The following is a 10,115-nucleotide window of genomic DNA, read 5'->3' as shown; positions in this document are numbered from 1 at the left end:
TGGACTTGAAGTCGATAACTCGGAAAAATCGCAAAATCAATTTTGAAAACAACATGTTACATGATTCCTGCAGACTGTGTTCCGGACACTACTGACCCGCGAAGAAAAATTCCATGAGCCTCTCAAGCCCTTCCGTGTAAACGACGAGCTTGTCGTGAATGTCCGCAATATCCTGTTCTTGCCATGACTGCCTTGTTCATGCCGATACCCCCTTGAGGTAGTTGTTGGCCTTCCGCAAAACGCAAAAAGGCCAGGTGTTCGTAACTGCCTATGAGCAGCAGAGGTGTTTAGACCGAAGTCTTGGACATTCCCTCTCACCTGGCCTGAAATGGCCGTTGTCCCTCAATGGACGCAAAAAAGCCAAGATTGTCGGACTTGGGGCCGTCATAGGAAGGTGTTACGAGCACCTGTGGATTGATTGCCACAAGCCCTTCCAGGCTGTCAACGATCACCGTGCCGCTTCAGAATCGCGATCTCACGTTCATACAGAGCCGCCTCCTTCGGGGTAAGCTCCTGACCGGCTTCCAGTTTGCCCCGCAGTTCTTCGACTACCCTCAGCGCATGCTGCACTCTCACCGGAGCCTGATCTTGGGCCTGGGCAAAGAATTCACCGAACCCGTCAATAAAACTTTGGCCTCGATGGAGCATGTTTCGCGCAAGCGATGATACCGCCTGCCCTGCCGGTCGTAACTGTACATCGTTGGTCATCCGTAGCGGACTCATGCCTTCAACAGGTCTCGCTTGCCGGGCTTCCCTTTGATGCCTTGCCGCAATCTCTGCTGGGGTCGGATTGTACCAAGGACGCTGCTCAGGTCGAAGGCGATTCAACATATCCCGTGCAACCTGCACAGGCTTTGCGTCCCGAATGCTTCGAGCCGCTTTGGCAACGAACCCCACGCCGGAAGGAAGGGCAGACACAGGGGCTTCGACAAAAGATTTCTTCGGTTCACTGCCCTGCCGCCATTCGCCGTGTCCGTTTGTCTCGGGTCTCGTCGTTTGGCCGGGGGGAGTGTACGTACTGTCCTGCTCAACCAGATCAGGGAAGTTTTGGCCGAAGAACTGCGCTTGTGCCTTTGACTTCCTGGCGTCGTCGATGGGACCACTCTCGCGTTCAACATCGGACACAAGGTCCAGGAATAACCGGTTGGCCTTGTCTTTGCGTTCTGTATTCTGGTTGCTGCCACCCGTGCTTCTCGTTTCGGGACTTACAGCTTGTGCAACAGGTCTTTGCTGTCGATCAGGAACATCACTGTAACCGCGCAACGCCTGAACATTTCCGGCAGTTGTTGTAATGTTCCTGACTGCGCCGCCGACCTGTTTTGTATCCCAACGATCACGCTTCCATCCAGTATCGCTTATTGTCTTAGTCACGTTCATCCTCCTTAGTAGTCAATCTGGTTGCCGCAGTAAGTGTTCCGGCATGCGTTCTACCGCTTCGATTCCCCATCCAGAACAAAAATAAACCCTTGAAGCAGGAAGAGCAAGCAATCCTAAAAGGATGCTGGCTTTTCTCCGTTCCGCTCTTCCAGGAATGCTTTGAAACTGGCAGTTGTGATCCGTATCGGCAACTCCCTCGTGCCTTGAAGCCTGCGGTCCTGCACCAGCCTGTAAACATAGCTGATTGAAACCCGGAGCATCTTGCTCGCCTCAAACGGGGTTATGAAAATCCGCTCATTCAAAACCTGTTGTTGCAAACTGGTCACGGTCGGTCCTCCCGTTGAAGATGATCCGGCAGGGGTTCAGGCAAGGGCACGTCGCTCTTGACCATGATCACGCGCCCGGTTCCTGGGCCTGGATCAGCACCATTGATGGAGAACCGCACAAGGCCGCCCGGTCCCTGGGCAGTCTGTCGCTGCTCAAGCCGCTTGATCCGGAAATCAATTGTCGCCATGTTCACCGTCCAAAACGATCAAGGGTTTGCCGGGATGCTTCGCCAACCACGCGCCCAAGCCTGGGAACCGTTCAACGTGACGGTCAACGGCCTGATCAACCGTCTCGCCCTCACCCTGGGCAATCACCAAAGGGTAACAATCGCCCTTGCCCCAACCGCGCTCCAGCCGTCGAATTCGCCCATGGAGATTGCCGCTCATGGCTTCAACCTTCCGCCTGCTCTTCAAGTCGTGCAAGCCGGGCCTCCAACGCGCCCATCTCCAAGGCCTTCAAATGTCCGGTCACGGCCTGGATCATCGTCGCCGCCTGCCCTGGTTCAAGCTCACCCTTTGCCGCTGCCTCGATGATCGCCCTGGTCGCGTTTGGTATCGTCGTTGCGTCCGCCAGGGAGGGGAGGTCAAGGGTAATGGTTCGCTCCTTCCTTGGCGGGCATACCCTATCAAGCAAAGCCTTGAGCATTGTCGAATCGCCTTCCTTGGCCTTCTGGATTGCTGTTTCGGCAATCTCCTGGGCATGCCCATCAAGTAGCTGATCCACCATCACGGAAACGCGGTTTCGTGATCCGATCTTTCGCCCCTGGGGATTGCCGCTTTGTCCGGGCTTGAATTTCGTATTTCCGCCCTGCTTTTTTCCTGAATTGTCAGGTCTTTGTGTCATGCTCTTTCCTCCCTTCCGCCGCTTGCAATTTCAAGCAACTCCTGATCGCTCAACTGGTAAACGCTCCGGGGCTGTCCGTCCTCAACAACCCGCATCCCGAGCAAAGCCCTACCGATAGCAACTTCCGCTGTGATTGCAGGGCCGATCTTCCTCGAAACCACGGCCATATCACGCAATCGCCTCAAGCTTTTGATATGATCCTCTAATTCAAGCGTCTGTGTCATGGCCGGGCCTCTTCGTTCCTGACGTTTGCGTAAGCTTCTAGGGACAAGTCTAACAGCCGCTCAACCTGTGCGCTCCTGCTCTCACCCTCGCCACGATCCGCGTCCAACCGTTCGATGATTGTCGCCGATAATGAAACCGTAACATCACGCTTTGAATCAGAACCTTTCACCGCTGGCATATCGTTCCCCCCCCTTGTTGTCGCCATGGGTACAAAACCCGCGCAATTTCGACGTTTTGCACCCATGGTCAATTGATTCATTGGCTTTGTCAATCCTTGGTATAGGTCAAACCTATTGATTGCCCGCCCGTCGCCGGGCATAGTCCGCAAGGTGGAGGGCATCCGCCCGCCCGTGGTGGCGCTTCAACCCGAGGTCCATGTCTGGCCACAACCGCCTTGCAGCCGCTAGGCTTTGGGATTTGGTATCTGGGCCATCCTGCTTGAGTAGAATGCCATTCTGCCACTGCCTGGGCTTCACAAGTAAAAATGGAATGGCCAAGCCTGCAAGAACACCCTGCCAGCCCCCGGCATTCATCCCGAGTGAGAACATGGAACAGATGCCTTGTTTCGGCATGGCGTGAACGTGCTCCAGTGTTGCAAGCTCAATCTTGTATTTCATCCGCCAGGATCGCAGCTGATCCGCGACAAGGGAAAGATCGCCGGGGTAGTCAAAGGTCTCTGCCTCACCTTCAGCTGTGATCAAGGCCGCCGCCCCTGTAGCTCCAGGGTCAATTCCAATCCATGCTTTCATGTTACGCCCTCCATCTCTGCTTTGCGTGGTACTTGAGCAAGTCAATTTCCTCGTCAACGTAGTCAAAAACACGCGCTGTTTTGCCCTCGGCAGGTCGAAGTACCCGCCCAATGATTTGGGTCATTCTTCCGTTGAATTTGACAGGTGTTGCAAGATAGAGATCGACAAGCCCGGAACAGTCAAAACCTTCTGCAACCAGCTGTGAGGTAGAGACCAGAACCTGTACTTTCTCTGCCTGAACATCCGCAACAACCTGCTCGCGCTTCTTCACGGACATGCCGCCGATCAGCAGGGCCACTTTCAGACCCTTGTCTTCAAGCATCTTTGCAATCGTCTCGCAGTGATTCACCCGTGAAGATACGACAAGAGCCGTCCCTGATCCGTTGGTATTGGCCGCGATGTCTGAAACGATCAGATCATTGCGCTCCTGGTTCAGGACCATTGCACTGATCATCTGTGCATACTTGTCGGGTCTGTGAAACCAGAAAGATGTTGGCCGCATGATGATTTCCGGCTTGCAGATCGCACCGCTTCGCTCCAGTTCTTCCTTGGTAATCTTGATGACCTGATCCCCCAGGTACAGGAAGATTAGCCTTGTTAGCCGGTCGGCCCTGTACGGTGTAGCGCTGAGCCCCAAAAGATACATTGCATCCAGGGAGGAAACCACTTCTGAGAACATTGCCGATGGACAGCGATGGCATTCATCCACGACCACATGACCAAACTTTCCCTGTAGCTCGTCCAGCCGACCACGTACGGAATTGATCACGCCCACGGTAACGGACGTGATGTCGAACTGTCCGGCACCGATCCTTCCGGCTTCGATCCCGAGAAACTGCTTGATCCTGTCCGCCCACTGGTTGAGCAGTTCCAGGCTGTGAACGAGAATCAGGGCCGGTTGTTTCCGCTTGGCGATTACATCCAGGGCCAAGACGGTTTTCCCGGAACCTGTGGGCAGGCAGGCAGAACCATAACGCCGCGCCAAGATCGCCTCCACCGCCCGCCGCTGGTAGGGCCGCAACTGGCCCCTGAACTCCATGTGCAGGGCCTCAAGGGAAAGTGTCCTGTCAACGATCTCTGGTTGGACCCCAGCCTTGCGTAACTTCTCCAGGGCCTGTCTGGCGTATCCTCGCGGGAAACAGAAACCGCTGTCCTGGTCCCACCAGTAGAAAGTCAGGTGGGCCGGTTCCCTGCTCCAGCCGCAACGCCGGTGATCCGCTTCAAACTTTGGATTGGCCAGGGTCAGGGCCTGCTCGAACTGTTCCCGGACATGTACCGGGCAATTGACCAGCCGCGCATGATCCGATATTTCAATCTTCACCATCTGCATGTTTCATCTCCTTCCAGCCCCGAACGGTTGCCGCCGCTCGGGGTTCTTTTTTTACAGCCTGACGGAATCCAGGGCCGCGCCTGCCTCGTCGATCAGGGCTTGAACGTATTGCCGATCCCCTTCACCGTATCCGTGCCCGTCCGCCAGGGTGAACGTCGGGGGATCACTGGTCAGGTCCAGCCGGATAAACCCGCGCTGGTCCAACTCGATCAGATCACGGGCCGCGCTTTCTGGGCATGGTTCGCCGTTCTCGATGCTGCAAAGCTGCTCAAGGATAACCGGGGCCGCCTGCTCCTGCATGATCCGCCATGCCTGCCAACCCTTCGCCCAACGCACGGGGTCAACCTCGGGGCCTTCAAGGTGGGGAACAAACAAAAGCTTGCCGCCCTCGATCTTCGCTCCAACCTCGGAAAGCAACAATTCAAGGATGATCTGGGCCTTGTTCTCCCTGATATACCTCCGCAACTCATCCGCGCCCCTGGGGTCAACCGCTTTCAAGCCCTCAACCTCAAGGCCGCCCTGTCCGTCCAACCGGACAACCAACCCCGCGCCGGTCAGTGTTCTGATCCGCTTCATGGTCAAAACACCTCCACGTCTGCCACCAATGCCGCCTCTGCCGGGCTGTTCGGGTCTGTCTGTGTTGGTTCACCTGCCGGGCCTGCCACGTCTGCCGGGTATGCCGGGCTGTTCTGGCATATGTAGGGGGCTGGATGGTCCTCACTCCTGCCACGTCTGCCACCTATGCCGGGCTGTTCAAGGAGTTCGCGGAAGCGGGCAATGTCTTCAGGGGCAACAACCCAACCTTTCTGTTTTTCGGTTCGGGAGTTCTCAAGGCCAAGCTTGGAACACGTCTTGCCTACGCTGTCCGAGATCATGCGGTAGCGTTCCTCTATCGAACCGTTCACCGTCTCCACTATCCGGGCCGTGGGAAGGAAGCCGTTCACGATCTCGCTTTCTAAGGTCACAATTGCCTCGCAAACCCTAAGCTCTCTCCCTGTTGGCATAGACGCCGCGCCTTTGAGCATACGCCACGCCGCCCGCTGGTGGGCCTTCAACCAATCCGAAAACTCACAAGCCCTCTGCATCACGTCCAGGGAAACCGGGTCATCAATCTGTTTACCGTCAAGGACGGCATCCATGGCATGCAATTGTAACGCAATCCTCAAGCATTGCCCGCGCAACTTGGCAAGCATGCTGTCCTCATCTTCTTCAGTTCCAAGCCAAGCCTCAAGTGCAAGCTGATCATGCCACTTGATATAGTAAGCCTTGGCTTCATGGTCACAATCAATGATTACAGGGAATTTCTCCTTAACATCATTGAAGTTCCAGCTTGTGTTTTCCATGATTAAACCCTCCCAGCCTTTCTGATCTTGTAAAGGCCACTGATAAGCTTCTCAATCGTGTTGATTGCCTCAAGGCTCTCTGACTTCTCATTGAAATATGATGGAGCCTTGATTGCTGCATTGATCATCAAGAATCTAGGAAGAAACCCTGTTGCCTTATCTGATCCAGTGAAAATATCTTTTGCTTGTGTTGGCTGGATCGTTCCATAAAGACTTATGCAAGCATTAGGTACATACGAAACACGGTTTTGATTGATACGAGATGTCTTCCATGGTCCGCTATCGTATGCACTCATTAGACGGTTTTTCGTTCCACCGCCCGCACCGTTGCTGTAATTATCAAGCTCTAACAACAACCCTGCAAGCTCATCACGAAACGCAAGAATGCCAAGAGGGTTCGCGTCAAGCGTATCGGTCAGGCTTTCAATGGTCCAATCATCGACAAGTAAATCCTCACGTTTTGGCTTGGCTGGTTTAGGTCCAGGTTTCGCATCTTTGCGATTCTTGTTCTTGATCCATTCACCAAGCTCAATGTCGTAACGCTCCAATGCTTCCTGAAATTGCCTCTGGAATTCACGTTCAAGCTTCCTTATTAGACGGAAGAAAAAGCTCGTTACAGGGCTTTTGCCACTTCCTGAAAGTGCAACCAGTGCAATGTACAGGTTTGCATGCTCAATCCAACCCCTCTTGATCCTCAACCCCATTGCCCGCCCGATCATGGCCGATACAACTGCAAGCAAGGGTGCAATTGCTGCCTCAATCGGGGCACTCTTGGCTTGGGATACCTCTTCGATCAGGTGGGCAATATCAGGATGGAACACATGAAGCGGGGGAGGGGGCAGGGGGGAACATTTCTCTTGAACACCTTCAGACTGCCCGGCATTGGTGGCATTCCCGGCAGGATCGCTATTGCATTCACTCCCTGACTGCCCGGCATACCCGGCATACCCGGCATACCCGGCATACCCGGCATTCCCGGCATACCCGGCATTGTGGCCAGCCTGATCACTGCCAAACTGCCCGGCATTGGTGGCATTGGTGGCATTCCCGGCATCCTTGGGCATCATCCGCCTTACCGCACTCGCCGCCGCTGCGAAGTCGCCGCCGTGGTCCAGTAGGGCCACAATCTGGAATGGTCCGTAGGTTTGCCCGTCCTCGAACGGGGCCGCATTGGAAGAGAACACGCGCAACCACTGCCCATTGATCAGGGATGCACTCCAACCCCTACTCTTGCCGGGCCGTCGCCAATGCCCGAAGTCACCCTTGGAAATGCCGGTATCCTCCCAACCATGCTTCTCCAGGATAGGCCGGGGGTCGCCATGCTCATTGAACCAGTCACCGGGCCGGTCTCCCTGATCATCAGCTTGCCGGGGGGCCTGTTTCGTCTTCGAGGGTCCACGGTCCAGGGCACGGGCCGCCTTGATCAGGATTGCCCGTTCCTCGGGGCTAATCGTGGGAACGTGTGCAAAGTCACCGTGGATGAGTTCGTAGCCTGGGGAAGGGGCCGCCAGGAACATGCCGCCCTCGCCTCTGGTCTCGATCATGGTCGGGAAGATGAACCATTGCCCGCCCTCTTCCTGGGCCTTGTATGGCTTGCCCTCGTGCTAATGGTCTCCGGGGCCGTCCACGGGTATCCGATCATAGGCAAGCTTCATGCTGCCGGGGATTGTCACCTCGGGACAACGATAGGGCGCATGAAGCCCGTCATTCTGGGTCTTTTGCTGTGTCAATCGGTCAACGAGTCCGGGCTGTTCAGCTTCAACAAGGTCACGCCAAGTCGGAAACCATGCCGCCTTGTGGTCAAAGTCAAGGCATTCCAGATTGCCGGACACCTGACCGCATACAAGCCCAATCGCTTTCCAGGTATGTGCCTGCTGCATGATGTGCCGAGGGTTCATCCGCTCCGATTGATACCGTTTCCAGGTTCCAACTGGTTGTTTCGACTTGAGGTCTGTCTGGATCACAGAAAGGCCCGCTTGGACATACTGAACCGCCGCGTTCCGTATCAGTTCTGGTCTTGGGAGGGTCGCGCTCATTGTCCGCCCTCCTTTCGATCAACCATCCGGGCCAACCACGCGGGCCAGCCTACCAGGGCCACAATCCCGACAAGGGCAATTGTCCGTAGTTCTTGACAAAGCCGCGTGAAAGGATGAATGTTTTTTTGCCTGTTCATCATCTTCACCTCACGTTGAAAAGCCTGTGACAACCGCCGTCGCGGGCTTTTTCCGTTCATGGGCTTACGCCCGGATACGGCTCTGGGCCTTGAATTGCTCCAGGGCTTCCGGCTCGTACCTGATCGCCGCGCCGCGCCCGTTTCCCAGCTTGAGATAATCCGGGCCGGTTCCCTTCCAACGCCATTGCCGAAGCGTCTTCACCGATAGACCAAGCAGGGCCGCCGCTTCCTTCTCTTTCAGGGTAGCAAGTCCCGCCTGTCTGTTCTCTTGATCCTTCTGCATTGTTTCCTCGCTTTTGGAGTAGGGCAGGGCCACAATTGCAACCCTGCCTGTTGTTGCTCTGTTACGCCAGCCCTTCCTGGATCTCGTTTGTGATCTCTTTGGAAGCATCAGAAACCCAATCCATAAGCGCAACCTGAAGGTCAGTCTGTAAATCATTGATAGCTGCCTGGGCCGCTTCCATGGAGCACAAAAGCCGGGCAACGTCTTCATCAACGGTTGTCTGTTCCTTTTCGTAAAGGTATTTCATTTGCTCAAACGTGGTTTTCATGTCCTCGGAAAACACGAATAAGGTCTTTACGATCTGGGCCTTGTGCATTACCTCATTCAACGCTCTTTCCAGGGCCGGTTCAAATGAATCAGGTCCAAGCCCAAGGTTCTTGCAAGCCTGCATCACGCGCTTTGGTTCCTCTTCCATCAAGAAAGCATCTCGCCCGTATGTGATCATTTCCGCAAATTGCATCAAACGATCTTCATTCACAAATCTTGACATGGTATTCTCTCCCTTTTGAATTGGACGGGGCCACATATGCAACCCCGCCCCTGTTGAGTTGGTCTGCTATTCCGTGAAACGTCCGCTCTTGAATTGCCTGATCCGGGTAATAATTCCGTCTGCCATAAGCCCGGCAGTCTGGATCACTGAATACAGGGCTTGCATGTCATGCTTTACAACTGCCTGGGACATAGGCATTCCCTCGGGCATGTCGTCAATGATCTGCTTCTTGGCCTTGATAATTGTTGCCTGCATGTTTGCCAGTTCACCGGACAACCCAAGCATTTCAGGGGAAAGCCTGCTCAAGGCATCAAGCTCTTGCCTTTCCTCAATAGAAGGTCCGTCATAAAGCTCAAGCTTTTCTGACATTTCCTCTGTCCTTTCCTGAATGCGATTAACCAACCATTCAAAAGCATCTTCACAACCGCTTTCTCCACCATCCAGGGCCGCCGCATCGTGAACAACCCCATTAAAACGCTCCAACGTCTCAATATGCCTGATCACATTTTCACGCCCTTTCCGATCTTGCAAAGCTGATCCGTTACGCCGCTCAAGTAGCCAAACATCGCCGTTTCGTTCTTCCGTTCCATAGTTCATTACCTCACTGCTAAAGGTTCATGTGGTCAACGTGGGCAAAGGTAAGAAGACGGAAGAAGTTTAGCGATTATCAATCTTTTTTATTTCACCGAAGATTGATAACCAATGGAACAAAAAAAAGGGACGCTCCATTTCTGGAACGTCCCTTGTGGGGTTCGTCGCTCTCGCCGATCAGGTTTTCTTTCGGTGGGCCTTGACCTGATCTCCCTGCAAAAAGTCCGGGCAGGCATTCGATTTAACTAAATATTTTGCTTGCATTGTATGCTATAGTAGTGATATTAAGATTTAAAAAACGAGGTCACTGCTATGTTGCGATATAAGAATAGAAATAGGCTAAGCCTTATGGACGATACATTTTGGCTTCCAGGTAAACAGTCA

15 protein-coding genes are annotated in these 10,115 nt (G+C 54.2%); all 15 read right to left on the bottom strand.

The window, feature by feature from the left end; translation table 11 throughout:
* Positions 1–441: 441 nt before the first annotated feature.
* Complete coding sequence (locus AC559A_RS18285) at positions 442–1,371, bottom strand: hypothetical protein (protein WP_498819134.1); 930 nt, start codon at positions 1,369–1,371, stop codon at positions 442–444.
* Positions 1,372–1,490: 119 nt separating this feature from the next.
* Entirely contained in the window at positions 1,491–1,703 is a 213-nt protein-coding gene (locus AC559A_RS18280; protein WP_498819133.1) for a helix-turn-helix domain-containing protein, read from the bottom strand.
* On the bottom strand, positions 1,700–1,891 hold the full coding sequence (locus tag AC559A_RS18275) for a hypothetical protein (RefSeq protein WP_498819132.1): 192 nt from the start codon (positions 1,889–1,891) through the stop codon (positions 1,700–1,702). Before AC559A_RS18275 ends, AC559A_RS18280 begins: the two co-directional genes overlap by 4 nt.
* Entirely contained in the window at positions 1,878–2,090 is a 213-nt protein-coding gene (locus AC559A_RS18270) for a hypothetical protein (RefSeq protein WP_498819131.1), read from the bottom strand. Before AC559A_RS18270 ends, AC559A_RS18275 begins: the two co-directional genes overlap by 14 nt.
* Positions 2,091–2,094: 4 nt before the next feature.
* Complete coding sequence (locus AC559A_RS18265) at positions 2,095–2,547, bottom strand: DUF5681 domain-containing protein (protein WP_498819130.1); 453 nt, start codon at positions 2,545–2,547, stop codon at positions 2,095–2,097.
* Positions 2,544–2,771, bottom strand: coding sequence for a hypothetical protein (locus tag AC559A_RS18260; RefSeq protein WP_498819129.1), 228 nt, complete (start codon positions 2,769–2,771; stop codon positions 2,544–2,546). Before AC559A_RS18260 ends, AC559A_RS18265 begins: the two co-directional genes overlap by 4 nt.
* A gap of 291 nt (positions 2,772–3,062) precedes the next feature.
* Positions 3,063–3,521 (bottom strand): hypothetical protein, encoded by a 459-nt coding sequence (locus AC559A_RS18255; RefSeq protein WP_498819128.1) that lies wholly within the window; start codon positions 3,519–3,521, stop codon positions 3,063–3,065.
* A gap of 1 nt (position 3,522) precedes the next feature.
* Positions 3,523–4,851, bottom strand: a complete 1,329-nt coding sequence (locus AC559A_RS18250) for a DEAD/DEAH box helicase (RefSeq protein ID WP_498819127.1) — start codon at positions 4,849–4,851, stop codon at positions 3,523–3,525.
* Between the two features lie 51 nt (positions 4,852–4,902).
* The gene (locus tag AC559A_RS18245) at positions 4,903–5,427 is read right to left on the bottom strand and encodes a hypothetical protein (RefSeq protein ID WP_498819126.1); all 525 of its coding nucleotides are present in this window, start codon (positions 5,425–5,427) and stop codon (positions 4,903–4,905) included.
* Positions 5,428–5,429: 2 nt separating this feature from the next.
* Entirely contained in the window at positions 5,430–6,194 is a 765-nt protein-coding gene (locus AC559A_RS18240) for a DUF3987 domain-containing protein (RefSeq protein WP_498819125.1), read from the bottom strand.
* A 2-nt stretch (positions 6,195–6,196) separates the two neighbouring features.
* Positions 6,197–7,711, bottom strand: a complete 1,515-nt coding sequence (locus AC559A_RS18235; RefSeq protein WP_498819124.1) for a DUF3987 domain-containing protein — start codon at positions 7,709–7,711, stop codon at positions 6,197–6,199.
* Positions 7,712–7,798: 87 nt separating this feature from the next.
* Positions 7,799–8,230: a bifunctional DNA primase/polymerase gene (locus AC559A_RS18230; RefSeq protein WP_498819123.1), complete on the bottom strand. Its 432-nt coding sequence runs from the start codon at positions 8,228–8,230 to the stop codon at positions 7,799–7,801.
* 201 nt (positions 8,231–8,431) lie between these two features.
* The gene (locus AC559A_RS18225; protein WP_498819122.1) at positions 8,432–8,650 is read right to left on the bottom strand and encodes a helix-turn-helix transcriptional regulator; all 219 of its coding nucleotides are present in this window, start codon (positions 8,648–8,650) and stop codon (positions 8,432–8,434) included.
* 61 nt (positions 8,651–8,711) lie between these two features.
* Complete coding sequence (locus tag AC559A_RS18220) at positions 8,712–9,140, bottom strand: hypothetical protein (protein WP_498819121.1); 429 nt, start codon at positions 9,138–9,140, stop codon at positions 8,712–8,714.
* Between the two features lie 66 nt (positions 9,141–9,206).
* Positions 9,207–9,737, bottom strand: coding sequence for a hypothetical protein (locus AC559A_RS18215; RefSeq protein ID WP_498819120.1), 531 nt, complete (start codon positions 9,735–9,737; stop codon positions 9,207–9,209).
* Positions 9,738–10,115 lie beyond the last annotated feature (378 nt).

The sequence above is a fragment of the Desulfonatronum zhilinae genome, from assembly GCF_900182865.1.
GTDB classification, from domain to species: Bacteria; Desulfobacterota; Desulfovibrionia; order Desulfovibrionales; family Desulfonatronaceae; genus Desulfonatronum; species Desulfonatronum lacustre.
Note: the sequence above shows the minus strand (reverse complement) of the source record. Positions and strands in the feature narration are given on the sequence as shown.

Bases quoted from the DNA above. Each gene is read 5' to 3' on its own strand.
- AC559A_RS18275 (WP_498819132.1), bottom strand. From the start codon at position 1,891: ATGGCGACAATTGATTTCCGGATCAAGCGGCTTGAGCAGCGACAGACT.
- AC559A_RS18270 (WP_498819131.1), bottom strand. From the start codon at position 2,090: ATGAGCGGCAATCTCCATGGGCGAATTCGACGGCTGGAGCGCGGTTGG.
- AC559A_RS18265 (WP_498819130.1), bottom strand. From the start codon at position 2,547: ATGACACAAAGACCTGACAATTCAGGAAAAAAGCAGGGCGGAAATACG.
- AC559A_RS18260 (WP_498819129.1), bottom strand. From the start codon at position 2,771: ATGACACAGACGCTTGAATTAGAGGATCATATCAAAAGCTTGAGGCGA.
- AC559A_RS18255 (WP_498819128.1), bottom strand. From the start codon at position 3,521: ATGAAAGCATGGATTGGAATTGACCCTGGAGCTACAGGGGCGGCGGCC.
- AC559A_RS18250 (WP_498819127.1), bottom strand. From the start codon at position 4,851: ATGCAGATGGTGAAGATTGAAATATCGGATCATGCGCGGCTGGTCAAT.
- AC559A_RS18245 (WP_498819126.1), bottom strand. From the start codon at position 5,427: ATGAAGCGGATCAGAACACTGACCGGCGCGGGGTTGGTTGTCCGGTTG.
- AC559A_RS18240 (WP_498819125.1), bottom strand. From the start codon at position 6,194: ATGGAAAACACAAGCTGGAACTTCAATGATGTTAAGGAGAAATTCCCT.
- AC559A_RS18235 (WP_498819124.1), bottom strand. From the start codon at position 7,711: ATGTTCCTGGCGGCCCCTTCCCCAGGCTACGAACTCATCCACGGTGAC.
- AC559A_RS18230 (WP_498819123.1), bottom strand. From the start codon at position 8,230: ATGAGCGCGACCCTCCCAAGACCAGAACTGATACGGAACGCGGCGGTT.
- AC559A_RS18225 (WP_498819122.1), bottom strand. From the start codon at position 8,650: ATGCAGAAGGATCAAGAGAACAGACAGGCGGGACTTGCTACCCTGAAA.
- AC559A_RS18220 (WP_498819121.1), bottom strand. From the start codon at position 9,140: ATGTCAAGATTTGTGAATGAAGATCGTTTGATGCAATTTGCGGAAATG.
- AC559A_RS18215 (WP_498819120.1), bottom strand. From the start codon at position 9,737: ATGAACTATGGAACGGAAGAACGAAACGGCGATGTTTGGCTACTTGAG.